Consider the following 24976-nt stretch of genomic DNA (forward strand, 5'->3'; position numbering starts at 1 on the left):
CTGGGCAGCTCCCGATGGCGCCATCCTCAAAGCCCACAATTTACGTGGTCGATGACGATGACGCCGTCCTGGGATCTCTGCGCTTCCTGCTTGAAACCGACGGCTTTGCCGTGCGGACCTTCAGGAATGCCACGGCGCTGCTCAATGCGAGCGGCGCGCACGGCGCGGATTGCTACGTCATCGACTACAAGATGCCCGACATCAACGGCCTCGAACTCGCCGGCCGCCTGCGCCAGTCCGACGGTGAGACCCCGGTGATCCTGATCACCGGCTATCCGGACGGCAATATCTCGGCCCGTGCGGCGGCTGCGGGGGTCAAAGACGTGGTTTTGAAGCCGCTTCTCGACGAGAACCTGGTCAAGCGCATCCGCCATGTCATCCAGGACAGGGCCGGGCACTGACCTACGGGATTCTACGTAGGTAAACCCCCTTAAGATATCTCGCGAAATTTTCCGGCCGCCCGATACCGCGTACCAAAGCGCCATCACAACGGAGATGGCGCAGATGCTGACCCAGACGCTCAACACCCAGGCGATCAACACCCAGATCGGTGGCAAAATTGCTCCCGCCCATCCCGTCTCGGACCAATTCGGCGCAATCGCGGGCCATATCGGCGTCGTCGCCACCGAGTTCTCCTACCGCAAGGAAGAGGAGATTTACGGCGAGGATGAGCCGTCCGAATACGTCTACCAGGTCGTCACCGGTGCCGTCCGTAGCTACAAGCTCCTCTCCGACGGCCGCCGCCAGATCGGCTCCTTCCACCTTCCCGGTGACGTGTTCGGCCTCGAGTCCGGCCCCGCCCACCGTCTTGCCGCTGAAGCCATCATCGACACCACCGTGCGCCTCGTGAAGCGAGCCAGCCTCGAAAAGGCCGCCGGCACCGACGTGCAGGTTGCCCGCAAGCTCTGGGCCATGACCGCCGGCGAGCTTCGCCACGCCGAAGACCACATGCTGCTGCTGGGCCGCAAGACCGCGATGGAGCGTGTCGCGACCTTCCTGCTCGAAATGGACCGCCGCCTCGCCGTTGCCGGCATGATGGCGCTGCCGATGTGCCGCCGCGACATCGGCGACTATCTCGGCCTCACGCTCGAGACCGTGTCGCGCGCGCTGTCCCAGCTTCACGCCCAGGGCATTCTCGGCTTCTCCGGTGCCCGCCAGATCGTGCTGCGCAATCGCGCCCGCCTGCACAATCTCGACGCCTGATCTTTCCTCCCCCACTTATGGCCGGCTGAATTCGTTCAGCCGGCCATTTCTTTTGCGGCGATCATGCCCATGCGCCGGGTCTCCGGCATCACCAGCAGGATCAGCAGAAGCCCGGTCGCGGCGACGCCGGAAAGTCCGATGAACGCCGTGGCATTGCCGAACCTGTCGCTGACATAGCCGCCGAGCGCCGTGCTCAGCGACGCACCGATGCCGGTCGCGGTGCCGACGATGCCCTGCGCAAGGTTGAAGTGCCCGCTGCCGAAGGCGACGTCGGCCACGATCAGCGGAATCATCACCGCGAACACCGCCGCCGTGATGCCGTCGAACACCTGCACCGCGACCAGCAGATAGGGATCCCGCACCGTCGCGAACAGCAGGCCGCGGATCGTCAGCGCGGCGAACCCGATCAACAGCAATGGCCGCCTGCCCCATGCCTGCGCCTTGCGTCCGACGGTCGGCGACAGCAGCGCCACGATGGCCTGCGGCACGACGATGCAGAAGGCGACGAGGACCGTCGCCCATTGGCTCGACCGCGCCGTCACCGCGCTCGCCATCAGCGGCATCATCGCGGCGTTCGCGAGTTGCAACAGCAGGACGCTCAGAGCAAAGACGATCAGCGGCCTCTGCCGGATCAGGTGCCAGATATTGGTGTCACCGCGATCCCTGGCCTCGCGCGGCATCTCGCCGTGACAACGCGCGATATCGACCTCCTCCTCGCGAATACGTGACAGCGCGATCAGGGTCGGGATCGCAAGCAGGAAGGTGACCAGGAACACCGAGCGGCTCGACAGCAGGTAACCTGCCGTGCCCATCACCGCCGCCGCGACGCCGTTGCCGAGGGAGGCGAACCGGGCGTTACGGCCGAGCCGCTCGCCGATCGCCATTGGCCCGACGAGGCCGAGACTGATCGCCGCGATCGCCGGCCCGAGCACGCAGCTCGCCGCCGCATGCAGCGTGGCCGCGGCCATCACCACCGGGAAGATCGGCATCGCCGCATAGGCCAGCGCGCAGCAGCCGATGGCGGCGATCGCAAGTCCGGCGACCAGCCGCTCGGATTTCGCCGCGTCGATGATCGCACCGCCCGGCATCTGCCCGATCAGGGCGACGATGCCGCCGATGGACAGCACGAGGCCGATCTCGACCTGGGTCCATTTCTGCGTCGTGAGATAGACCGCGATGAAGGGGCCGAAGCCGGTCTGCACGTCGGCGAGGAAGAAGATGAACCAGTCGAGACCGCGCAGGCTCTGGCGCGACGGGGCCGGAATACCCGCTGGCGATGGCGCGGCTGAATTGTCCTGTTCAACGCGACTCTCGCGATCTGCATGGTTCGGCTTTCTCGACAACATCACCGGCGGCCATCCCTCCCCGCGCCTCACTGAACAGCTTGCAGCGGCTGCAGGCTTCCGGACGCCCCGAGCACGACCATCGGCGTGTCTTCCTTGTACTCCGGCGCGGCCGCGACCTGCGCCTTCGTCAGTTCCAGCGTGATGCTGTCCTTCTTGTTGACAATCTTGCCGAACCGCATCGCGTTCCAGTCGACCACGATCTTGCGGCTACCGACGCCGAGGAAGCCGCCGAAATCGATCACGGCAGCACGCACGTGCCCGCTCCGGTCGACGATGACGTCGACGATCCGGCCCATGTCCTCGTTCGCCGCGCTGAGCACGTCGCGGCCGAGCACGCCATGCGCATCGCTGGCGCCGATGATCGTCACCGACGGCGGCGGCGCGGCGTCCTTCGGCGTGACCGGAACCGTCGAGGCCGGCGGCGCCGCCGTCGCCGGCGCATTCACTTCGCTCGAGGCCGCGGGCGGCTCCTCGGCGGCACGCGACATCGCGACCGTCAATCCCGCGACGATCGCGACGCTCAGGGACAACCATCCGGCGCTACGCATGAACCCTCCTCGCCGGCGCCGCTAGCGCGCCAGCACGATCGACACCTGGATCTGGCCGCGCGTGCGCAAGACCTCCAGCGCCACGTCGTCGCCGTGGCGGCTGACGCGCAGATCCACGCTGGACTCGCCGAGGCGCAGATCGCGCAAGATCACCTCGTTCAGGAACGGCGGCAGATGCGGATTGCGCAACCGGATCTCGCCGCGGCCGACGTCGAACTCGATGCCGAGCGCCGCCTCCAGCAGCGTGAACGGCGTCGCGCTGGCCCAGGCCTGTGGCGCGCAGGCGACCGGATAGAGCGTCGGGCCGCGTCGCTTCTCGCGCCGGAAGCCGCAGAACAATTCCGGCAGCCGCCGCAGGTCCATGTAAGTGGCCGCGTCGAACAGGCCCTTGAAGACATGCGCGACCGAATGCTTCAGCCCGTAGCGCGCGAGCCCGAGCGCAATCAGCGCGTTGTCATGCGGCCAGATCGACCCGTCATGATAGGACATCGGATTGTAGCGCACCTCGCCCTGCGCGACGGTGCGGATGCCCCAGCCCGAGAAGAAATGCGGCCCCATCAGATCGGCGGCGACCAGACGTGCGCGATCCTCGCGGATCATGCCGCTGAACAGCACCTGCCCGGCATTCGAGGTCCGCACCTTGCAGGGCCGCTTCTTGCCATCGAGCGCGAGCGCATAGGTGCCGAGCTCCTCGCACCAGAATGCCTTCTCGAACCGCTCGGCCAGTGACTTGGCTTCCGCCTCGAGCTTCCTGGCAAGCTCGGGCTTGCCCAGCCGCAACGCGCAACGCGCGGCAAGCTGCTTTGCGACAAAGACGTAACCTTGCACCTCCGCCAGCGCGAGATTGCCCTCCGCAAGCTGGCCGTCGGCGTGGAAGATCGCGTCGTAGGAGTCCTTCCAGCCCTGGTTGGCCAGCCCCTTTTCGGTCGCGCGCTGATATTCGACAAAGCCGTCCTGATCGGGGTCGCCGGGACCGTCGATCCAGGCAAGCCCCGCCTCGATCGCCGGCCACAGCTCGATGAGTGTCTTCTCGTCGCCGGTGCGCTCGAAATAGCGCCCTGCCAGCAGCACGAACAAGGCGGTCGAGTCCACGCTGCCGTAATATTGCGCGAACGGCACCTCGCGCAGCGCGGCCATCTCGCCGCCGCGCATCTCGTGCAGGATTTTTCCGGGCGCAGCATCGGCCAGCGGATCGACCTCTTTGGCCTGGAAATGCGCCAGCCGCCGCAACACGCCTTTGGCGATGCGCGGGTCGACCCACAGCATTTGCAGCGCGGTGATGAGGCCGTCGCGCCCGAACGTCGTCGAGTACCAGGGAATACCGGCATAGGGATAACGGCCCTGCGGCGTCTCCGTCATCAGCATATTGAGGTCAGCCATGGCCTGACACAGCACCTCGTTGAAGATGTCGTTGGAGGTCTCGATGCTGGCCGCCCCCATCGTCGATTGCCTCATCTCGCGGCGATGGGCCAGCAGGCCCCTGAAGAAGCGCGCCGGCCTCTCAGCGATCGGCCGGTTGCAGGACGCCGCCACGAACAGCGATTTCGACTCGTGCGGATCGAGCTCGAGCTGCCAGGTCGCCGCATTCACCGACAGTCGCGTCGGCCGCGGGTCGAAATGCAGACCGGTGGTGCGCTGGGCATCGTCGAGGCCGCGGTATTCGAACAACACGTCAGTCGGCCCAAGCTGCTTGCTCGTGCCGGTTCCGCGGCGCGAGCGTCGTTCTCCGCGGACCTCGAACAGATCGGCAAAGTCATTGCCGAACAGCAGCGTCAGTTCGAAGCTGGCGCGCCGATCGCCATGGTTCTGCACGCCGATGCGCTGATAGGCCGTTCCGCGCCACAGGAAGATCGTGCGCACGATGTGCAGCAGATCCTTCTGCAGCACCAGGCTGCCACCGCGATAGATATCCGGGTTGGTGAGGTCGACGGTCAGCCCCGAATTGTCGTCGCGCAGATTCGAGCCGAGCAGCAGCGGCTGGAGATCGTCCAGCACGAGCTCGAGCCGCGCGAGGTAGCGCGTGTCATGGTTGAACAAACCATCGGGCCCGCCGGCGGAGGCGCCGATGTCGCCGTGGCTGTCGAGCACGATGAAGGTATCGTCATGCTTGAGCGAGCGCCGCGGTCGCGCCGATGGCCCCGTCATCGGAATGTAGAAAGGCTGCTCGGCGACCTGTTCCGAAGTCCGGGTCACCGAGACGAGTTGTGTTACGGCTTCGGCCGCCATGGGCTGCTCCCCTGCGCTGGTGTCGAGACGCAAACGACTCGAATGCGACTGTTGATTTACGCGGCTGCTTGCGCGAGCCGGCTCATTTCCTGCGTGACCAGCTCACGATACGGCCCATGGCCCTGCATCAGACGCTCGGGCGAGCCGTCCTCGATGATCTTACCACCCTTCAGTACGACCACGCGGTCGAAATTCCGCAGCGTTGCCAACCGATGCGCGATCGCGATCACGGTCCGGCCGCGCATCAGGCGCGACAACGCCTCGCGGATTGCTTCCTCCGATTCGCTATCGAGCGCGGCAGTCGCCTCGTCCAGCAACAGGATCGGCGCGTCCTTGAGGAAGGCGCGCGCGATCGCGATTCGCTGGCGCTGGCCGCCGGACATCTTGACACCGCGGTCGCCGACCATGGTGTCGAGGCCTTCCGGCAGGCTGTCGATGAAATCGCAGCGCGCCGCAATCGCCGCGCGCAGCACCTCGTCGTCGGTCGCATTGGGCCTGCCATAGCGAATGTTCTCGCGAATGGAGCGATGGAACAGCGAGATGTCCTGCGGCACCACGGAGATGGCTTCCCGCAGGCTGAGCTGGGTGACCATGGAGATGTCCTGGCCGTCGACGGTAACGCTGCCCTCGTCGACGTCGTAGAAGCGCTGGAGCAGCGTGAACAGCGTGGACTTGCCGCCGCCGGACTGGCCGACCAGGCCGACGCGCTGGCCGGGCTGCAGCCGCAGGCTGAACCGCTCGAAGATCTTCTCGTTGCCGGGATAGCCGAAGGTGACATTGTTGAACGCAATCGCCGCGCCGCTCTTGACCAGCGGCTCCGCCCCCGGATGATCGCGCAGCTCATGCGGCACCAGCAGCGTCGCGATCGCCTCGGTCAGGCGCGCGACATGCTGGGTGACATCGACCAGCGCCACGGCAAGGTCGCGCGTCGCGCTCAGGATCGAGATGCCGAGCGTACAGACCAGCACGACGTCGCCGGTGGTCGCCTCGCCCTTTTGCCAGAGCGTGACCGCCCAGGCCATCAAGGCGATCGTCAGCAGCACGGTCACGGCGGCATGCAGCAGGCGCAGTTTCTCCAGATAGCGCAGGCTGCGGCTTCGCGCCGTGAGTTCCCGGTTCACCGTGGCGTCGAACCGCTCGTGCTCGTGGCCGATGCCGCAGAAGGCGCGGACCAGCGGCATATTGCTGATGACGTCGATCATCTCGCCGTCGACGACAGCGGCCTTGTCGGCGAAGTCGTCATGGAGGGGCTTGCCGGCTGCGGCGAGACGGAACATGACGGCCACCATGCCGCCCGCGATCACAATCAGGCCAAGCGCCATATAGGGACTGACGGTTCCAATCAAGGCGACGGCCGCAACTGTGGCGATGCACGGTGGCAACACATTCCAGACGAACATGTTTTCGACCGTGAACACGGCATTCGATGTGGCCGTAATGCGGCTGGTCAACATGCCCGGCATCCGGTCCGAGAAATAGCTTGGTGAATGCCCGGTCAGATGACGGAAGATGTCACGGCGCAAATCGCCCGTGACGCGAACAAAGGTAAAGCTCGCTGTCCAGCTCGCGATCCGCCACAGGAAGTTGTCCGCGGCGATCAGCGACATAAGCAGAATGAGTGCCAGCCATACGCCGCCACCATGCGATGGCCCCGCCGACAGAGCATCGACCAACGATTTGACGCCATATTGTGTGCCCACTGAGCAGGCAACGGCTGCAACGACAGCGATCAGGATCACCAGGTGCGTGGCCAGATGTTGCCGCAGATAGCGCAAGACAAAGGCAAATGGCCTGCGCGCGTATCCAGAAAGATGATCCATGTGACTGCGACCCCGTCGTGATGTTTCTAATTTTGTTAGTGATCGACTGAACATCGACCGCTTCGCCTCGGTTCCCGGGCAAGACCATCACGACATGCGGATGCGGACGATGTGAGAAGAGCTGATGGCATCATCGCGACCACGCCGCTGTGTGTCGAAGAAGTAACGTTCACTAGGAGGAACTTCGCACATGCGAGAACGTTCCCCTATTGGCATGCCGGTGCCGAGGCTGGGTGTTTAACGATCATGATCGCAGAGGAGATGGCGAGATGCGCATCGCGCAGGTAGCTCCGTTGACGGAGGCGGTTCCACCCAAGCTCTATGGCGGCACCGAACGGGTGGTGCACTGGTTGACGGAAGAGTTGGTGGCCCTTGGACACGACGTGACGCTGTTCGCCAGCGGCGATTCACAGACATCGGCGAAGCTGGACGCAACGTGGCCGCGGGCGCTTCGCCTCGACGGTTCCGTGCGCGATCCCAATGCGCTGCACATGGTGATGCTGGAGCGCGTGCGGCAGAAATGTGACGACGAGGAGTTCGACTTCCTCCACTTCCATCTCGACTATTACCCATGGTCGCTGTTCCATCGGCAGCCGACACCGTTCCTGACCACGCTGCACGGCCGGCTCGATCTTCCCGAGCATCAGCCGGTGTTCAACACCTTCTCCAAGGTCCCCGTCATCTCGATCTCGAATGCGCAGCGCCGTCCGGTGCCGCAGGCGAACTGGGTGCGGACCATCCACCACGGCCTGCCGGAGAATTTGCTGACGCCAAAGCCGGCAAAGCAGGAATATCTCGCCGTGCTCGGCCGCATCGCGCCCGAGAAAGGCGTCGATCGCGCCATCAAGATCGCGATGCAATGTGGCATCCCGCTGAAGATCGCGGCCAAGGTCGATCGCGCCGATCAGGATTATTACGACGAGCTGATCAAGCCGATGATCGCCGGCAATCCGCTGGTGGACTTCATCGGTGAGATCGGCGACCACGAAAAGTCCGACTTCCTGAGCGGCGCGCTCGGCCTGCTGCTGCCGATCGACTGGCCGGAGCCGTTCGGCCTGGTGATGATCGAAGCCATGGCATGCGGCACGCCGGTGATCGCCTTCAACCGCGGCTCGGTGCCGGAGATCATCGACGAGGGCCTGACCGGCTTCATCGTCGAGGACATCATCAGCGCGGCCGGCGTTGTCAAGCGGCTTCCGCAGCTGGACCGCGCCGCGGTCCGCAAGCAGTTCGAAACGCGGTTCACGGCGCGGCGGATGGCGCTGGATTATCTCGCGGCCTATCGCAGCCTGATCGAGAAGCAAGCGCCGCGGATCAAGCTGGTGAGCAGCGCGGAGTAGCTGACAAAAGACGGTGTCGTCCCGGCCTTCGCCGGGACGACACCGAGCATGTTGCGGCAGCGTCGCCCTACACCACCACCGCCCGCTTCGGTTCCACGATCTCGAACATCCGCGGGAACTCGTCCAACAGGCCCATCAGCTCCGCCAGCTTCATCGGGTTTCCCGCGAGCTTGACCTTGCCGGCAGCCACCGCCTCCGGAAAACTCGTCAGCTTCGCGATCACCTCATCGAGTGTCGCGCGCGCGAGCGTGAAGCTGGCATCGGCGCCCTCCATTTGCACGCCTTCGGTGTAGGTCAGCGCGCAATTCTCCAGATTGAGCACGAACGTCTCGCCCGTATCCGAAAAGCTCCAGTTCAGCACGATGTGCTTTCCTTCCGCCTTCGGGCCGTTGAGGCGGATGCCAAGCACGTCCCAGAGCTGTGAAGTGCGCAGTGCAGCCAGCGTCTCGCGCGGCATCGGCGGACGCTGCGGCGTCTTCGGCATGCCCTGACGAAGTTCCTGCGCGCCGAATAGATAGGCATTGCGCCAGGTCGCGCTCTCGGCGGCATAGCCGAGCTGCTCCAGCGTGTCGGCGAGCAACGCACGCGCTGCCGCATTGTCCGGCTCGGCGAAAACGAGATGACCGAGCGCCTGGGCGACGAAACGAAACTCGCCCTTGTCGAAGTCGGCACGCGCCCGCGCGAGAATGGCGTCGGCGCCGCCCATGTACTCGACATATTTCCTGCCCGACTCGGCCGGCGGCAGCGGATCGAGATTGACCGGATTGGCGTCGTACCATCCGAGATATTTCTGGTAGATCGCCTTCACATTATGGCGGATGTGGCCGTAATAGCCGCGGCCATGCCAGGCGCCCTCCAGGCTCTTCGGCAGCCGGATCGTCTCGGCGATCTCGGTGGCGGTGAGGCCGTGGTTCATCAGGCGGATGGTCTGGTCATGCGCGAACTTGTAGAGGTCGCGCTGCTGCCGGATCATGGTGCCGATGCGCTCGCGTCCCCACACCGGCCAGTGATGCTGGCCGCACATCGCCTCCGCCTTGCCGTCCCAGAGCTGTAGGGCCTCGTTGAGGTACTTCGACCAGGCCAGCGCATCGCGCACGTCGGCGCCGCGGAACGGCAGCAGATTGTGGAAATTGTGGGTGCAATTCTCGGCGAGGTTCAGCAGCTTGTAGCGCGGGATGAAGAAATGCATCTCCGCCGGGGCTTCGCTGTTCGGCGCCATCTGGAATTCGAACTCAACGCCGTCGATCACGCGCCGGTCGCCGGTCGCCATGATCAGGTCGGTCGGTCGCAGCAGCGCGACCGAGCCCGCTGCCATCGACTTGCCGAGGCCGCAATCGACCTGCCCTCGCGCTCCCTTTGCCAGGAACGGGCCGAATTGGTATTGCGCTCGGCGCAGCATCGCCGGTCCCGCGATGATGTTCTCGGACACCGCGTGCTCCATGAACAGGTTCGGCGCGATGATCGGCACGCGCCCGGTGGCGAGCGCATCCTCCTCCAGCACGCCGCGCGCACCGCCCCAATGGTCGGTGTGGGTATGGGTGAAGATCACGGCTGCAACCGGCCGCAGGCCCCGGTGCCTGAAATAGAGGTCGAGCGCGGCACGCGCCCCCTCGATCGAGGTCAGGGTGTCCACGACGATGACGCCGCTGTCGCCCTCGATCAGCGTCATGTTGGCGATGTCGAGCCCGCGCACCTGGTAGACGCCGGGCACGACCTCGAACAGCCCGTGCTGCATGTTGAGCCGCGACTGCCGCCACAGGCTCGGATTGACCGTCGGCGGCGCCTCTTCAGTGGACAGGAAGCCGTAGGGCTTCAGGCTCCAGACCGTCCGCCCCTGCGGGTTGGTGATCTCCGCGTTCTCGATCGTGCCGAGGAAGCCACGCGCGGCATCATCGAAATCCCGCGTGTCGGAAAACGGCAGCGCATTCAGCATCGCCGCTTGCTGCGCGATGACGGACGGCGTTGCGTCCTTCGGCGTGTCGGCATCGATGCTGCTCATAAGGCCCTCCCCGGCTCGTCTTGCTTAGGGAGGCATCTAACCGCATCTCGATTGCGGTTCCAACAGGTCCTTACGCGGCCACCCCTGCGGCAACCGGCTGGTCAGATGCGGTCGTGCCTGCCATTCGCAGCTCTCGCGCCAGCACGTAGCCGCCGCCGTCCTGCTTGGCGCGGTACATCGCCCGGTCGGAGCGCGACAACAGCGCCTCCGCGGTGCGCCCATCCTCCGGCGCGACGGCAACGCCGACGCTGACGCCGAGCGTGATCACCTGTCCGTCGACATTGTAGGCCGCGCCGATCGCTTGCACGATCCGCCGTGCCATCGATTCCGCATCGGCCGCCGCGCGCTGCACCAGGATGAACTCGTCACCGCCCATCCGGACCACGAGATCGTCACGCGCGGCCAGCGCCTTGAGCCGCCCGGCGACCTGCCTCAGCAGCGCGTCGCCGACGGGATGGCCGAAGCGGTCATTGGCCTCCTTGAAGCGGTCGAGATCGAGCGTATGAACGGCAACCATCCCGGCCGTCAGCATCGGCGGCAAGTCCGCGGCCAGCACCGAACGATTGGACACGCCGGTCATCGGGTCGATACGCGACAGCTGCTCGAATTGCCGCTTGAGCGTAATCTGGTTGATCGAGGCGTTGAAGCTCAGCCGCACCATCTCGAAGCTCGCGGCCACATACATCAGGATGAGGAGCCCGAGCCCGACATGGCGGAGGTCGGGCTGCATGAACGTCACGATCGCGGCTGGCGCTGCGATCGCGACGAGATCGAGCAGCGCCGCGACGGGACGCAGCGCCAGCCGCGCCACCACACCGGCGCCAAAACCGAAGCCGATGCCGATCGCCATCACGGAACACAGCGCGTCGCCCAGCACGATGCTGCGCGCGGCAAACACGCCAAGCACCAGGGCCGTCGCGACCGTGCCGGCAATGTAGCGCCGCTCCCAGCGCGCGGCTTCGGCCCGGCCGAGCTGCGGCGGACGCGCGAGGCGACGACGGAATGCGACAATCTCGAACAGGCGGACAATGGCCACCACGATCCCGGCAACGGTCAACACCGCCGTCGCGGTGTCGCCGGTCTCGTAGGTCATGATGGCGCCGACCATCGCCTGGCAGGCAGCCGCGAGAATGGTGGGCATCGTCGTGCCGTGAAGGCCCGTGATGACCTCCATATAGACGGCGTCGGAAATCGACGCCCGTCCGGTCTCCATTCTATTGAACAACATGCCAGCCCCATCCGCTGGCATGGTCCTACCGCATATCCGTAAAAATGCGTGCAACGCACCACACCGGCATTTGAGCGCGCGGGTTTACCGCGCGTTAGCCATGTGCCGTCCGGCCGCCCTCACTGGTGCATTCCCAGCACCCGCGGCAGCCACAGCGTCAGATCGGGCCAGTAGGTCACGATGACGAGAAAACCGAGCATGGTGAGGAGCCATGGCATCACCGCCACAGCGAGCTCCGTGATTCGCATTCGCGCTATCATGGAGGCGACATAGAGGTTGAGGCCGACAGGCGGATGGCAGAGGCCGACCTCCATGTTGACGTCCATCACGATGCCGAAATGCACGAGGTCGATGCCGAGCTTCTTGGCCGCCGGCGCCAGGATCGGCGCCATGATCAGGATGATCGAGTTCGGCTCCATGAAGTTGCCGGCGAGCAGCAGCAGAACGTTGACCACCAGCAGGAAGCCGACCCAGCCGAGATTCTGCGCCGCGATCCAGTCCGCCAGGGTCGACGGCAGGTTCTCGTTGGAGAGCACGAAGGAGAACAGCACCGCGTTGGTCACGATGTAGAGCAGCATCGCGCTGGTGTTGGCGGCACGCAGCAGCACGCGCGGCACGTCCACGATCTTGATTGCCTTGTAGACGAACACGGCGATGACGAAGGAGTAGACCGCGGCCATCGCCGCCGCCTCGGTGGCGGTGAACAGGCCGCTGTAGATGCCGCCGATGATGATGACGACCAGCATCAGGCCCCAGATGCTCTCGCGGAAGGTGCGAACGGTCTCGCCCCAGCTCGCCTTCGGCAACCGCGGATAGTTCCGATTGCGCGCGAGCCACCAGGTGACGATGCAGAGCATCGTCGTCAGCAGGATGCCGGGCAACAGGCCCGCAACGAACAGCGCGCCGATCGAGGTGTTGGTGGAAACCGCGTAGACGATCTTCGGGATCGACGGCAGCATCAGGATGCCGAGCGAGCCGGCCACCGTGATGATGCCTGCGCCGAAGTGCATGGGGTAGCCGTGCCGCACCATCTCCGGCAGCACGATGGCGCCGATCGCGGCCACGGTCGCGACGCTCGAGCCGCAGACCAGCGCGAACATCGCGCAGGCGACGATGCCGGCAAGGCCGAGGCCGCCATGCCAGTGACCGATCAGCGAGGTCGCGAAATTGATCATGCGCCGCGCGACGCCGCCATGGGTGAGGAAATTGCCGGCGAGGATGAAGAACGGGATCGCCATGATCTCAAAACCCTCGATGCCCGTGAAGAGCTTCATCGAGACCGCTTCGATCGGCACCGTGGTCAGCGTGAACAGGAACGTCATCACGGTGAGGCCGAGCGCGATCGAGACCGGGATGCCGGTGAGCATCAGCGCGATCAGCAGCGCGAACACCGTCGCGGCGCGCATCCACTGCGGGAGCGCAAGCACGCCGAACTTCTCGGCCAGGCACATGGCGAAGATCAGGATCGGCGCCATGATCAGGATGACACCCAGCGGCGAAACCTTTCGCGCGGCGGCCCTGGTTGCGGCGCCGGCGGGCTGCGGATGCAGCGCAGGTGAGCCATCGACCTCGACACCCTCGACATGCGCCTCGTCATGATGCGGCAAATGGCCAGTCCAGTAGTAGGACCACGAGACCTGGAGGAAGCGGAAGCACATCAGGCCGGAGCCGAGCGGGATCGCCAGATAGATGAACCACATCGGCGCTTCCAGGTCGTTGGACTGCTGGCCGGTATGGAACATCTCGCGCACGAAGGAGGCGCCGAAGGCGGCGATCATGCCGGTGAACAGCGCGCCGCAGAGCAGCGAGAACAGGATCACGTGCTTGCGCGAATGTTCGGGCAACCGGTTGACGAGCAGGTCGACACCGACATGGATGCCGGTGCGCACGCCATAGGCGGCGCCGAACTTCGCCATCCAGATGAACATGTAGATGCAGAGTTCCTGCGCCCAGGACATGTCGAGCTCGGACAGGAACTTGAACACGGCCATCGACAGCGTCGCGAGCCAGGTCATCCCGTGCGCGGCCGCCCATCTGGAGAGGACGATCGATTCGCCCGCACCGTAACGGTGCACCACGGCGATGAAGATCAGGCCAGTGGCAGCCGCGATGAGCGTCGCGATCAGCCACTCTTCGAGATGTTCGAGCCCACGGTTCAGCACGCGAAGCAAGTCAAAGTCCCCCCATCGATGCGAAACGGTCGGGAGTGCACACACTCCCGACCGTTCGTATTGTTCTCCCCGGAAAACGCGTCAGTTCATCTTGACGTCGAGTTCCTTGGCGACGAGATCGAGCACTTCCTGCCCGACCCGGCCCTTCGCCCATGTATAAGTCGGCCGCATCGCCTCCTGCCACGCTTTGCGATCGGCGTCAGTCAGATAATGCAGCTTGGTCTTGCCCGCCTTCTTGATCTCGGCCAGCGCGTCCTCGTTCTCCTGGTGCGCGATCAGGTTGGTGTAGTCGGTCGCCTCGTTCATCGCCTTCTCGAGCTGGGCACGAATGTCGGGCGGCAGGCCGGACCAGAATTTCGAGTTGACGATGACGGCGTATTGCAGATGCGCGTGATAGGACACGGTGATGTCCTTCTGCACCTCGTAGAACTTCTGCGTCAGATAGTTGGACGCGGTGTTCTCGCAGCCGTCGACCACGCCGGTCTGCAGCGCCTGGTAGACTTCCGAGAACGCCATGATCTGCGGGATCGAGCCCATCAGGCGGAAATACTGGTCGGCGATCTTCGATCCGGAGATGCGGAATTTCAGGCCCTTGAAGTCCTCCGGCTTCGTCAGCGGACGGTTCGACGACACCATGTGGAAGCCGTTGTCCCAATAGCCGAGACCGGTGATGCCCTTGGCCTCCAGCTTCTGGAACAGCCACTTGCCGATCGTGCCCTTCATCGCGCTGGAATAGGTCGCGTCGTCCTTGAACAGCCAGGGCAGGTCGAGCGCCTCGAATTCCTTGATCCCGAGCGGCGCGAACTTCGCGGTCGAAGGCGCCAGCATCTGCACCGAGCCGAGCTGGAGCGCCTCGATCTCCTCCTTGTCCTTGTAGAGCGAGGAGTTCGGATAGACTTCGACCTTGACCTTGCCGTCGGTGTACTTCTCGGCGAGTTCCTTGAACTTCAGCGCGCCCTTGCCCTTCGGGGTGTCGTTGGCGACGACGTGGCTGAACTTGATGACGATCGGGCTCTGAGCCTGGGCCAGATCAGGAAGCAAGGCAGGGACGAGAGCGAACGCGGCCGCAGCGACCGCGAGAAGCAGCTTGCGCATGAAGGACCTCCCCAATAACCCCTGAAACCGGGTCTTTTTGTTTTACGCCGTCAGTAGTGGCAGCAATCCACCACCCGAACAACTAGACCTAAGCCCAATTTGCCGCAGGCAAGCTATCTTGACGGTGACCAAATGCGCAAGCCGCTCGCCGCTGTCATCCCGACAGGCGATCGCATTGAAGCAGCTATCCTGCAGCCATCCTTCGAGACGCCCGCTTCGCGGGCTCCTCAGGATGAGGGCAGAGTGCGGCGCAGCAGTTTCAGCGGGCTTCGATGCCGATCAGCCTCATCCTGAGGAGCCCGCCAGCGGCGGGCGTCTCGAAGGATGAGGCGCGCGCTCAGGCTGGCCCAAGAGGCAGCGCGATCAGCCCCTGCGCTGGGCAACCATGAACAGGCGCCGGAACGGGAACAGCGTCTGCCCCGCTTCATTCTTCGGATAGGCCTTTGCAACGCGCATCCCATAGGCGGCCTCGAAGGCGGCCTTTTCCTCGCCCTGCAGGATGTCGAGATAGCGCGTCAGCCAGGTCCCCTTGGTCCATTCCTTCACGGGGTTCTCGCCTTCGAGCACCTGGAGATACTCGGTCTCCCAGATGTCGACGTGCTGCGAGAGCGGCGCAAGAAGGTCGTGATAGAAGGCCGGCCCCTCGACCGGCGGCGGGGTGACGAGATGTTCGACCTTGGACCGCCAGGGACCGTTCAGCGCGGTCTCGCCGATCAGCACATGCGAGGGCGCAAGGAAGTTGCGCGGCATCTGCACCGCGAGCACGCCGCCCGGCGTCACCGTCTCCATCACCGACGGAAACAATGCCGCATGATTGGGCAGCCAGTGCAGTGCGGCATTGGAATAGACGACGTCGTATTGCTGTGCGGGACGCCAATGGCCGAGGTCTTCATGTGACCATTCCACGTCTGGCGCCGCCTTGCGGCCGGCGGCAACCATCTCGGCCGAGCCCTCGACACCGGTGACGGTCGCATCCGGCCAGCGTTCCTTGATCAGCCTGGTGACATTGCCGGCGCCGGCGCCGAGGTCGGCGATCGTGCGCGGGCCGAAATCCGGAATCCGCATCAGCAGGTCGACAGCGGGCCGGAGCCGGTGGCCGGAGAACTTCAGATATTGCTGCGGATCCCAGACCATCGTTCAGCGCCTTTTCTTTTTCGTGTTTCCTTCGCGAGAGCTCTTGGTTACCACTGCTCGTCCCGGTCGGGCAAATCGCCGCACCCCGGACAGGCAGGAAACGAACAGCAAACGAACACCAGAATCAAAAAACCAAAACAAGAAAGCGTGTGACCATGGACCTCGGGCTCAAATCGAAAACCGCCGTCGTGACAGGCGCGAGCATCGGCATCGGTCGTGCCATCGCCAAGGGCCTGGCCGCCGAAGGCGTGCGGGTCGTCGGCGTGGCGCGGCGGACTGATCTGCTTGCCGAGCTGGCGAAGGAGGTTGGAGGCGGCTTGATCACGCCGTTCGAGCAGGACGTGATGGCCAAGGACGCCGCGGAGAACATCGCGGCCTTCGCGGTCAAGCAGCTCGGCCATGTCGACATCCTCGTCAACAATGCCGGCGGCAGCCGCCCGCTGCCGGTCGACGCGCCCGACAGTCAATGGGACGAGGCGATTGCGCTGAACTTCACCAGCTACCGCCGCATCGCGCATGCGCTGCTGCCGCAGATGATCGAACGCAAATGGGGCCGCATCGTCAACATCACCGGCAAGTCCGAGCCGGAAGGCCTCAACGCCGCCTTCGCCGCCAAGGCCGCCGTGCACGCCTGGGCCAAGGGCCTGTCGCGCGAGATCGGCGAGCACGGCATCACCATTAACTGCATCCCGCCCGGCCGCATCATGAGCGAGCAGATCCGCCGCAACTATCCGCCGGACTATCGCGAGCGTTTTGCGGAAGAGGAGATCCCGGTCGGCTATTGGGGCGAGCCGGAGGATCTGGCGGCGCTCGCGGTGTTTCTGGCGTCCCCGGTGGCGCGGTACATTACGGGGACGGTGATCCCGGTGGACGGGGGGTTGAGGCGGTATCAGTTCTAGATCTTCGCTCACGCCACGCGCTCGTTGCGCCCCCCTCGCCCCGTTCTTACGCGTTCTAGCGGGGAGAGGGTTGGGGTGAGGGGCTGCCTCCGCATTCGCAGGATCTTATGCCATCTGCCGCAAACACGTTCGCGCAATCCTTCTTCCACGGCACACGTGCCTATTTGAAACCCGGCGATCTGATCATCGTTGGCTATCAATCCAACTTCACCGACGTGAAGCCGCTGTCCTGGGTTTATTTCGCGGCCACACTGGATGCGGCGATCTGGGGCGCAGAACTGGCCACAGGCACCGCACGCGGACGAATTTACGTCGTGGAGCCGACCGGACCGATCATGGACGATCCGAACGTGACGGATAAGAAGCTTCCCGGTAATCCGACGCTGTCATATCGCTCCCGTGATCCATTGCGGGTCATCGCCGAAGTGACGCAGTGGCAAGGCCACGCGCCTGAGAGGCTGCAACAGATGAGGGACAATGTTGCCCGCCTGAAAGCGGAGGGTAACAACATTATCGACTAAGGCATGATCCGAAAGATTGTGCGGTAGCCCGGAGAATCGGTCGAGCGCCGCGAAACCCATCGAGGGTGAGGCTGCTGTAGAGCGGGGCTGATTTGTACTGCAGCGGCTTTGAATCCTGCTGCTGTCCACGAATACGAACCCTGATCATCAACGAAAACCCATCGCGGCATGCATCCAAGGACCATGAATGAGCTTTGCGACTGGTCCATGATTGGTCGCGCGCAAGCTCGACGGCTATAGCCCCGAGACGTGGAGACCAGTCCGAGCCATTATGGCATAGTGAGTTTTCGCTCATCGCAAGATCGCGGGGCGAGGAGCCAAGGAGCTACAGCCTATTCATGGAGCAGCGTTTGCCAGTCCGGAGGCACCGCCCCGGCCGGTCCGGGCACCGGCTGGTCCAACGGATGCGCGTGAGGGCCTTGAAGCTTTGGGCCGGCGAAAGCCTCTCCCGTGCGATAGTCGTAGAACCATCGTTCGCCCGGCTCGAAGCTCGTGATGATGGGATGGCCTGTCGCCGCGTTGTGTTTCGATGCGTGCTGATTTGGTGACGTATCACAGCAGCCGATGTGACCGCATTCGGCACATCTGCGAAGATGAAACCACCAGCCGCCCGCAGCCGAGCATTCCACACAACCCGTTCCGGTTGGCTTGGCTGCGAGGTTGATGCCATCCCTCTCAGACGTCATAGGTCAACTCACTGGAAGTGCTCGCGGTCAAGACAGATGTATTCACGCCGCGATCTCGTCCCCGATCCCCGCCATGATGGCATTTTGCCAGTGTTTTGCCCGACGGGTCAACGCCGCGACAGCACGGAACCTCTTGAAGGGCAATTGCGGGGCGCGTTCACACAAAGTTGCGGCTGCGATGCGAAGGCGTGACAAGCGGCATCGCTTCGCGACGAAGAATCGGCACATTCCAATCCCCAACAATCGCGACCCAGATGCAGTGCCGTAGGGTGGGCAAAGGCGCGCTCCTTGCGCGCCATGCCCACCATTTTATCATCCTCTCACTGCGAATGGTGGGTACGCTTCGCTTTGCCCACTCTACATACTGGACGTTTCGCGATCCGCGCCACGATAGCGCGTAGGATGGGTCGAGCGCAGCGAAACCCATCGACAGCATCCACCGTGAAACGTGATGGGTTTCGCAAATGCTCCACCCATCCTACGAGGATGTGAATCTTTCGACTTCTGCGATTTCGATGTGAGTCAAATCAACGACTTAGCTTGCTCGAAAACGGCATAAATCGAATTGTCTCTCATGCTCTACGGCCCTCCGGTCTCCGGAGCGGACAGCGCCAGCTCGCCCGGAGGAGTCGGCAGGGGGCCGACTCCGGACGTGGTACCCGTTCTAGCCAGGCCGCAATCATCAAGCGGCGATGTGCCCTTTGGCCATGTTGGGGAGTTCGGCGGTCGAAAGGCCGAAAGGCCGGATCAAGGGTATTCGCCCATCAAGGGACAGCGCCGTTGAGGCATTCTCGCCTCGCCCAACAATAGGCCTTGCACCGCGTGCGCAATGGGTAGCTAGTATTCGCCTCAGCGCACCACGCTACTCAGCCGTCGGAGGGCGCAAATGCAGAGCTACATAAACCACGAAAACATCAGACGTTATGAGAAGCTGATCGCCGTTAGTGAAGGTGACCCGTCACGCGACGAAGCGCGGCACCAAACGCTGTTACGACTCCTGGCCGAGGAAAGAACCAAGGACGAGAGACCTCACGACTGGCCAAGCGTCTAATCGGGCCGCCCTGATCCAGCGTTATGCCACGCTCCGCACGACTCGGCCTAGGTTCTCAAGCACGAAGTTCGGAAGGCCGAGGTCGGCCGCCATTGCGGACTTGTTGTGGTATAAGAGTGCTGGGTCGCGTTCTGAACACAAAGTCGGAGCACATTGACCTCATCACCGTCCGTTGTTGGCTGTTATCGGTGACAGAGAGTGCTGCATGCTCCCGCCTGATCATGGAGCATCGGCTATGTCACACTATAAGGCCTACCTTATCTCCCGAGACCGCCACCACATTAAAGCCGTCGACCTTGAGTGCGTCGACGATGACGCCGCAAAGCGACGCGCTGAGCAGCTGACGGATTTTAGTGACGTCGAGCTATGGGAGCACGCCCGCAGAGTTGCGAAGTTTGGCAGCAGATCTGATTGAAGGACGCTAACCGCGGGTTTTCTCTGCCACCCATTCTCTGTCGGTCGCCGCGCAAGAAGGTCAGAACGGTTCTTGGCACGCTGCTTGCGGGTTGTCGCTACGATAGCATCATGCCAGTGTTTTGCCCGACGGGTCAACGTGATCACGGTCACGCACGCCGTCGCGGCGCGGCTCGAAAACCCCTTGTCGATCAAGGGGCCTTCTACTGTGCATGGGGTTGTTTTCGACTTTTTTGTTTTGAGCCCCAAGAAAAAAGGCAGAAGGACCGGTAGAGCCCGCTCACTCCGCCTGCAAGATCTCCGCAATCGCCGCCCCCGCCGCGATCGTGCCGAGCTTCCCCCCGACATCGCGCGTCGCCCTGCCCTCGCCGATCGCCCTCGCCACTGCCGCCTCGATCGCACGCGCGGCCTCCTCGTAGCGCACCGCGCCGCTTGTCTCGCCATGCCAAGCCAGCAGCAGCGCCGTCGACAGGATCAGCGAGACCGGATTGGCGACGTCCTGGCCGGCAATGTCGGGCGCCGAGCCGTGCGCGGCCTGCGCCATCGCGTGGCGGTCGCCGACATTGAGCGAGCCGCCGAGGCCGAGGCTGCCTGACAGCTCCGCGGTGAGATCGGACAGGATGTCGCCGAACATGTTGGTGGCGACGATGACGTCGAACCGATCGGGGCTGCGCACTACATGCGCCATCATGGCATCGACGAGGATGTCGTCGACCGCGAGGCCGGGATAGTCCTTGGCCACGGCGCGGCAGATGTCGAGGAACATGCCGTCGCCGATTTTGAGCACATTGGCCTTGTGCACGATGGTGAGATGCTTGCGCCGCTTCATCGCCAGACGGCAGGCGGCATGCGCGATGCGCTCGCAGCACAGCCGCGTGATCCGGCGCAGCGAGATCACCACGTCAGGCGTGACCAGCATCTCGCCATTGCCCTGCTCCATGTTGCGGTCGGCATAGAAGCCTTCCGTGTTCTCGCGCACCACGACGAGGTCGAAGTCGCCGAGCCGGCCGGGCCTCCCGGCATAGGTGCGCGCGGGCCTGACATTGGCGTAGAGGTCGAGGCTCTTGCGGAAATGCCTGGACGGATTGATCTCGCCATGCGCCTCGTCCTTGAAGTCGAAGGTCGCGGTCGGCCCGAGGATCAGGCCGTCGGCGGCGCGGACGATGTCGAGCAGCTCGGGGCGCACGGTCGTGCCGAATTGCTCGAGGCTCGCATGGCCGACCGCGTGCTCCTCCAGCCGCAGATTGAGCTGGAAGCGCTCGGAGGCCGCGCGCAGCACGCCCGATGTCGCGGTCGTGATCTCTGGTCCAATGCCGTCACCGGGCAGAACGACGAGTTGCATGGCGTTTCCCCAAAATTGCAGCAGCTGGCGCGATCATACGTCAGCACCGGGCCGCATCGCCCGACCTTCGCGCATACACAGCATGCAAGCATATGCCTGTGGAAGCAGGCCCCGCCGTAGTACATGCCAAAGCCCGCTATCGCCACGCCGCCGGAGCAATGCGCGAACGCAATGACAATCACGTTACCTGCCGCCGCGCGCGAGCTCGACCACACCGTTGCCGATGGCCTGCCGCCCGCGCAGCGACGCTGGGCGATCGCGGCCATCTTCACCGCGCTGGCGATGGCCTCGCTCGACACCGCGATCGCCAACATCGCCCTGCCCGCCATTGCCGCCGACCTGCATGTCAGCCCGGAGCAGTCGGTCTGGGTGGTCAACGTCTACCAGATCGCACTGGTGGCGACGCTGCTGCCGCTCGGCGCGCTCGGCGAGATCGTCGGGCACCAGCGCATCTATCTCGGCGGCCTGATCCTGTTCACCATCGCCTCGCTGTTCTGCGCGGTGGCATGGTCGCTCGACAGCCTGCTGGTCGCACGCACGCTGCAGGGCCTGGGGGCCAGCGGCATCATGAGCGTCAACACGGCGCTGGTGCGCTTCGTCTATCCCGGACGGATGCTCGGCCGCGGCTTCGGCCACAACGCGCTGGTGGTCGCGACCGCGTTCACCTTCGGGCCTTCGGTCGCTTCGGCCATTCTCGCGCTCGGCCCGTGGCCGTGGCTGTTCGCCGTCAACATCCCGTTCGGCCTCGTCGCCACCGGCATCGGCTTTGCGATGCTGCCGAAGACGCCGCGCGCCGATCACGGCTTCGATTTTCTCGGCGCGCTGCTGGCGTCGGCCTGCCTCGGCCTGTTCATCACCGGCATCGGCAGCGCCGCGCACAATCTGTCGCCTGTTATCGTGGGCATCGAGCTGGTCGCGGCTCTCGTGCTCGGCTTCATCCTGACGCGCCGCCATGCCGACCATCCCGCGCCGATGCTTCCGATCGATTTGTTCAGCCGGCCGATGTTCGCACTGTCGGCGGCGACCGCGGTGTGCTCCTTCGCGGTTCAAGGCCTCGCCTTCGTCTCGCTGCCGTTCTATTTCGAGGACGTGCTGGGCCGCTCGCAGGTCGAGACAGGATTCTTCATGACGCCGTGGCCGCTGGTGGTCGGCATCATGGCGCCGATCGCCGGGCGCCTCTCGGACCGCTATGCCGTCGGCCTGCTCGGTGGCATCGGCCTCGTGCTGCTCGGCCTCGGCATGGCGCTGCTCGCGATGCTTCCGGCCAATCCGACCATCCCCGACATCATCTGGCGGATGGTGATCTGCGGCATGGGGTTCGGCTTCTTCCAGGCGCCAACATGAAGGCGGTGATGTCGAGCGCACCGCCCCACCGCAGCGGCAGCGCTTCCGGCATCGTCGCCACCGCGCGCCTGACGGGACAGACGACGGGCGCGGCACTCGCAGCGGCATGCTTCGGCCTCGCCGGCCACGAGGGTGCAACAGTGGCGCTCGCGCTCGGCGCCGGCTTTGCCGCGCTCGGCAGCGTGATGAGCTTCCTACGGCTGGCCGTGAAGTAAGGCTCTCAGGCCAGATGCCGGGCCGCCGCCACGTCGATCGTCGCCGCCGGGATCACGGTCTGATCGTCCAACTCGGCCAAACGCACGTCGATGGCCTCGATGACCTTGCGCGAGAACGGCCCGAGATGCGCATAGGCCGCGATCATCTGCACCGCGATGCGCGCCGATGACGTGTCGCGCTTGGCGCAGTTCATGAAGGTTTGCCACAGCGGCCCGCGCGCCTCGGGAAGCGCGGTGACCACGCGGTGCACGGTCTCCATCGCGCCGATCTTGGAGCGAATATCACCCTCGACGAGCTCGTCGCGCTGCCTGGAGCGATCGAGCAGCGTCATCAACTTATCGACACGGCCGGCATAGGCCGCGGGGCTGTAGATACGCTCCAGCACCGTCTTGTAGTCGGTCAGGATATCGCGCAACGGCCGGACCGGATCGAAATTGATACCGCCGGTGCACTGATCGCCGCCCGTGGCCGGGGCAATATCGTGGCCCGCGTGCAGCCGGCCTTCCTTGGCGAGACGCCGCGTGAGCTGCGTGTTCGGCAACGCATAGAGCAGGCCGACCATCGCGACCGGGATCGCGGCCTCCTCGATGAAGTCGATCATGGCATCGGCCATAGAGAACTTCTCGTTGTCGAAGCCGACGATGAAACCCGCGGTGACCAGCATTCCGGCGGCGTAGATCTTGTGGATGCTCTCGGCGATATTGCGCCGTGTGTTCTGCTTCTTCCGCATCGAGACCAAGGTTGCGGGATCCGGACTTTCGATACCGACGAAGACAGCGAAGAAATTGGCGGCCCCCATCAGGTCGAGCAATTCTGGATCGTCGGCGAGATTGACCGAGGCTTCAGTCGACAATTCGAAGGGGTAGCCGTGCGCACGCTGCCATTCGGCCAGCTGCGGTAGGAACAGCCGCAGCGACTTCTTGTTGCCGATGAAATTGTCGTCGACGAAGTCGAGATGGCCGCGATAGCCCATCTGGTAGAGTCTCTCGAGCTCGGCCAGCGTCTGCTCGTTCGTCTTGGTGCGCGGCACGCGTCCGTAGAGCTCGATGATGTCGCAGAACTCGCAGGTGAACGGGCAGCCGCGCGAATACTGCACACCGAGATAGAGATAGTCCTCGAATTTGAGCAGGTCGAACCGCGGCACCGGCGTCGTGGTGACGTCGGCCTGGAACTTCGGCGCGATGAAAACGCCGGCGCGTGCACCGCCCTCCCAGGCCGCGATGAATTCGTCGATGACGCTTTCGGCCTCGCCGAGCACCCGGAAGTCCGCCTTCTCGTAGACGTGCGGGCTGGAGGTGGGATCGGGGCCGCCGACCACCACCGGCTTGCCCGCGGCGCGGCACTGGTCGATCAGGCGCAGCGTGTCGGCTTGCTGCGGCATCATCCCGCCGGTGAAGACGACGTCGGCCCAGGCGAGATCGTCCTCACCGAAGGACGCCGTGTTGCAATCGATCAGCCGGACAGTCCAGTCCTCGGGCAACATCGCGGCGACCGTGATCAGGCCGAGGGGCGCGGCGGGGCGCTTCACGCCCATCAATTTGCAGGACTCGCCAAAGCTCCAGAAAGATTCCGCCGTGAACAGCGGATAGAGCATCAGCACATTGCAAGGGCTCGCCACGTTCATGGAACTCCTTCTGACTCGGCTGCAGTGTAGCAAAGCGTTTCGTTCTTGCACCCCGGCAAATCCGGACAATCTGTCGCCGCAACGCAGCGGAACACCCCGGACGTCGTCCCAAGCCGGGCATTGGCGCCCGGAGAGAGGTCGCACATCCCTTCGAGCCCCGGGCGAGGCCATACACCGCAATCCCCATAATCTTCCCTCAGCCACGCGAATCTTCGATAGCCACCCCGCGGACTATTGATTTGAACAGTTCCAATATGCCGGACACATTGCGCCCCTGAGTCCATTCGGTGGATTGGGCCAATCAGGGGACTTGCGATGGCAAACCTAACAATCAACGGAAAAACCTTCACGCTCGACGTCGAGCCGGATACGCCGCTGCTCTGGGCGATCCGTGAGAATGCCGGCCTGACCGGAACCAAATATGGCTGCGGCATTGCACAATGCGGCGCCTGCACCGTTCACATGGACGGCGTCGCCACCCGCTCCTGCGGCATTTCGGTCGGCGAGGCCGAGGGCAAGAAGATCACCACGATCGAGGGGCTCGCGTCCGGCGACACGCTGCACAAGGTGCAGGCAGCCTGGATCGCCAAGGACGTTCCGCAATGCGGCTATTGCCAGAGCGGCATGATCATGGCCGTGGCGGCGCTCCTCAATGAGAAGCCGAAGCCGACCGACGCCGACATCGACGAGGCCATCACCAATATCTGCCGCTGCGGCACCTTCCAGCAGGTGCGCGAAGCGATCCACACGATCGCCAGCGCATAAGGAG

18 protein-coding genes and 2 pseudogenes are annotated in these 24976 nt (G+C 64.3%); 7 read left to right on the top strand and 13 right to left on the bottom strand.

The window, feature by feature from the left end:
• The first annotated feature begins 14 nt into the window (after positions 1-14).
• Both WHZ77_RS24545 and WHZ77_RS24550 read left to right on the top strand, forming a co-directional pair.
• Positions 15-401, top strand: a complete 387-nt coding sequence (locus tag WHZ77_RS24545; RefSeq protein WP_375310308.1) for a response regulator — start codon at positions 15-17, stop codon at positions 399-401.
• 103 nt (positions 402-504) lie between these two features.
• Positions 505-1203 (top strand): helix-turn-helix domain-containing protein, encoded by a 699-nt coding sequence (locus WHZ77_RS24550; RefSeq protein ID WP_375310309.1) that lies wholly within the window; start codon positions 505-507, stop codon positions 1201-1203.
• Between the two features lie 35 nt (positions 1204-1238).
• Here the strand turns inward: WHZ77_RS24550 and WHZ77_RS24555 are convergent, their stop codons facing one another.
• From WHZ77_RS24555 to WHZ77_RS24570, 4 genes are read right to left on the bottom strand one after another with little or no spacing between them, the layout of a single operon-like run.
• Positions 1239-2552, bottom strand: a complete 1314-nt coding sequence (locus WHZ77_RS24555; protein ID WP_375310310.1) for an MFS transporter — start codon at positions 2550-2552, stop codon at positions 1239-1241.
• Between the two features lie 23 nt (positions 2553-2575).
• Complete coding sequence (locus WHZ77_RS24560) at positions 2576-3097, bottom strand: PRC-barrel domain-containing protein (protein WP_375310311.1); 522 nt, start codon at positions 3095-3097, stop codon at positions 2576-2578.
• Positions 3098-3118: 21 nt separating this feature from the next.
• A complete protein-coding gene (locus WHZ77_RS24565; RefSeq protein ID WP_375310312.1) occupies positions 3119-5323 on the bottom strand; it encodes a glycogen debranching N-terminal domain-containing protein in 2205 nt (734 codons plus the stop codon).
• Between the two features lie 56 nt (positions 5324-5379).
• On the bottom strand, positions 5380-7143 hold the full coding sequence (locus tag WHZ77_RS24570) for an ABC transporter ATP-binding protein (protein ID WP_375310313.1): 1764 nt from the start codon (positions 7141-7143) through the stop codon (positions 5380-5382).
• Positions 7144-7412: 269 nt separating this feature from the next.
• Here WHZ77_RS24570 and WHZ77_RS24575 point away from each other — a divergent pair, with 269 nt between their 5' ends.
• The gene (locus WHZ77_RS24575) at positions 7413-8483 is read left to right on the top strand and encodes a glycosyltransferase family 4 protein (RefSeq protein ID WP_375310314.1); all 1071 of its coding nucleotides are present in this window, start codon (positions 7413-7415) and stop codon (positions 8481-8483) included.
• A gap of 67 nt (positions 8484-8550) precedes the next feature.
• On the opposite strand, the gene WHZ77_RS24580 is transcribed toward WHZ77_RS24575, so the two are convergent.
• From WHZ77_RS24580 to WHZ77_RS24605, 6 genes and pseudogenes are all read right to left on the bottom strand, one after another.
• On the bottom strand, positions 8551-10482 hold the full coding sequence (locus WHZ77_RS24580) for an alkyl/aryl-sulfatase (protein WP_375310315.1): 1932 nt from the start codon (positions 10480-10482) through the stop codon (positions 8551-8553).
• A gap of 70 nt (positions 10483-10552) precedes the next feature.
• Entirely contained in the window at positions 10553-11710 is a 1158-nt protein-coding gene (locus WHZ77_RS24585; RefSeq protein ID WP_375310316.1) for a diguanylate cyclase domain-containing protein, read from the bottom strand.
• Between the two features lie 119 nt (positions 11711-11829).
• Positions 11830-13116 (bottom strand): TRAP transporter large permease, encoded by a 1287-nt coding sequence (locus WHZ77_RS24590; protein WP_375314807.1) that lies wholly within the window; start codon positions 13114-13116, stop codon positions 11830-11832.
• 288 nt (positions 13117-13404) lie between these two features.
• Positions 13405-13725 (bottom strand): annotated as a pseudogene (locus WHZ77_RS24595) (TRAP transporter small permease); the annotation flags it as partial.
• Between the two features lie 237 nt (positions 13726-13962).
• Positions 13963-14976, bottom strand: coding sequence for a DctP family TRAP transporter solute-binding subunit (locus tag WHZ77_RS24600; protein WP_375310317.1), 1014 nt, complete (start codon positions 14974-14976; stop codon positions 13963-13965).
• Positions 14977-15339: 363 nt separating this feature from the next.
• Positions 15340-16110, bottom strand: a complete 771-nt coding sequence (locus WHZ77_RS24605) for a methyltransferase domain-containing protein (protein WP_375310318.1) — start codon at positions 16108-16110, stop codon at positions 15340-15342.
• A 155-nt stretch (positions 16111-16265) separates the two neighbouring features.
• On the opposite strand from WHZ77_RS24605, the gene WHZ77_RS24610 reads away from it, so the two are divergent.
• Positions 16266-17009 (top strand): SDR family NAD(P)-dependent oxidoreductase, encoded by a 744-nt coding sequence (locus tag WHZ77_RS24610; protein WP_375314808.1) that lies wholly within the window; start codon positions 16266-16268, stop codon positions 17007-17009.
• Positions 17010-17116: 107 nt separating this feature from the next.
• Positions 17117-17530 carry an NAD(+)--rifampin ADP-ribosyltransferase gene (gene arr, locus WHZ77_RS24615; RefSeq protein ID WP_375310319.1) on the top strand — a complete coding sequence of 138 codons (414 nt, stop codon included), beginning with the start codon at positions 17117-17119 and terminating at the stop codon, positions 17528-17530.
• 332 nt (positions 17531-17862) lie between these two features.
• On the opposite strand, the gene WHZ77_RS24620 is transcribed toward arr, so the two are convergent.
• Together WHZ77_RS24620 and WHZ77_RS24625 are read right to left on the bottom strand one after the other, a co-directional pair.
• Entirely contained in the window at positions 17863-18216 is a 354-nt protein-coding gene (locus WHZ77_RS24620) for a UBP-type zinc finger domain-containing protein (RefSeq protein ID WP_375310320.1), read from the bottom strand.
• A gap of 1745 nt (positions 18217-19961) precedes the next feature.
• A complete protein-coding gene (locus WHZ77_RS24625) occupies positions 19962-21023 on the bottom strand; it encodes an isocitrate/isopropylmalate dehydrogenase family protein (protein ID WP_375310321.1) in 1062 nt (353 codons plus the stop codon).
• Positions 21024-21194: 171 nt separating this feature from the next.
• On the opposite strand from WHZ77_RS24625, the pseudogene WHZ77_RS24630 reads away from it, so the two are divergent.
• Positions 21195-22582 (top strand): annotated as a pseudogene (locus WHZ77_RS24630) (MFS transporter).
• A 5-nt stretch (positions 22583-22587) separates the two neighbouring features.
• On the opposite strand, the gene WHZ77_RS24635 reads toward WHZ77_RS24630, so the two are convergent.
• Positions 22588-24207 (bottom strand): B12-binding domain-containing radical SAM protein, encoded by a 1620-nt coding sequence (locus tag WHZ77_RS24635; protein ID WP_375310322.1) that lies wholly within the window; start codon positions 24205-24207, stop codon positions 22588-22590.
• A gap of 315 nt (positions 24208-24522) precedes the next feature.
• Between WHZ77_RS24635 and WHZ77_RS24640 the strand changes: the two genes are divergently transcribed.
• Positions 24523-24972 carry a (2Fe-2S)-binding protein gene (locus tag WHZ77_RS24640; protein WP_151642905.1) on the top strand — a complete coding sequence of 150 codons (450 nt, stop codon included), beginning with the start codon at positions 24523-24525 and terminating at the stop codon, positions 24970-24972.
• Positions 24973-24976: the final 4 nt, after the last annotated feature.

The organism is Bradyrhizobium sp. A5, assembly GCF_042076515.1.
GTDB classification, from domain to species: Bacteria; Pseudomonadota; Alphaproteobacteria; order Rhizobiales; family Xanthobacteraceae; genus Bradyrhizobium; species Bradyrhizobium cosmicum.

Excerpts from the sequence above, each read along its gene's own strand:
- WHZ77_RS24635 (WP_375310322.1), bottom strand. The coding sequence starts at position 24,207 with ATGAACGTGGCGAGCCCTTGCAATGTGCTGATGCTCTATCCGCTGTTC.
- WHZ77_RS24545 (WP_375310308.1), top strand. The coding sequence starts at position 15 with ATGGCGCCATCCTCAAAGCCCACAATTTACGTGGTCGATGACGATGAC.
- WHZ77_RS24620 (WP_375310320.1), bottom strand. The coding sequence starts at position 18,216 with ATGACGTCTGAGAGGGATGGCATCAACCTCGCAGCCAAGCCAACCGGA.
- WHZ77_RS24550 (WP_375310309.1), top strand. The coding sequence starts at position 505 with ATGCTGACCCAGACGCTCAACACCCAGGCGATCAACACCCAGATCGGT.
- WHZ77_RS24585 (WP_375310316.1), bottom strand. The coding sequence starts at position 11,710 with ATGTTGTTCAATAGAATGGAGACCGGACGGGCGTCGATTTCCGACGCC.
- WHZ77_RS24590 (WP_375314807.1), bottom strand. The coding sequence starts at position 13,116 with ATGCGCGCCGCGACGGTGTTCGCGCTGCTGATCGCGCTGATGCTCACC.
- WHZ77_RS24600 (WP_375310317.1), bottom strand. The coding sequence starts at position 14,976 with ATGCGCAAGCTGCTTCTCGCGGTCGCTGCGGCCGCGTTCGCTCTCGTC.
- WHZ77_RS24565 (WP_375310312.1), bottom strand. The coding sequence starts at position 5,323 with ATGGCGGCCGAAGCCGTAACACAACTCGTCTCGGTGACCCGGACTTCG.
- WHZ77_RS24605 (WP_375310318.1), bottom strand. The coding sequence starts at position 16,110 with ATGGTCTGGGATCCGCAGCAATATCTGAAGTTCTCCGGCCACCGGCTC.
- WHZ77_RS24610 (WP_375314808.1), top strand. The coding sequence starts at position 16,266 with ATGGACCTCGGGCTCAAATCGAAAACCGCCGTCGTGACAGGCGCGAGC.
- WHZ77_RS24580 (WP_375310315.1), bottom strand. The coding sequence starts at position 10,482 with ATGAGCAGCATCGATGCCGACACGCCGAAGGACGCAACGCCGTCCGTC.
- WHZ77_RS24560 (WP_375310311.1), bottom strand. The coding sequence starts at position 3,097 with ATGCGTAGCGCCGGATGGTTGTCCCTGAGCGTCGCGATCGTCGCGGGA.
- WHZ77_RS24575 (WP_375310314.1), top strand. The coding sequence starts at position 7,413 with ATGCGCATCGCGCAGGTAGCTCCGTTGACGGAGGCGGTTCCACCCAAG.
- arr (WP_375310319.1), top strand. The coding sequence starts at position 17,117 with ATGCCATCTGCCGCAAACACGTTCGCGCAATCCTTCTTCCACGGCACA.
- WHZ77_RS24640 (WP_151642905.1), top strand. The coding sequence starts at position 24,523 with ATGGCAAACCTAACAATCAACGGAAAAACCTTCACGCTCGACGTCGAG.
- WHZ77_RS24570 (WP_375310313.1), bottom strand. The coding sequence starts at position 7,143 with ATGGATCATCTTTCTGGATACGCGCGCAGGCCATTTGCCTTTGTCTTG.
- WHZ77_RS24625 (WP_375310321.1), bottom strand. The coding sequence starts at position 21,023 with ATGCAACTCGTCGTTCTGCCCGGTGACGGCATTGGACCAGAGATCACG.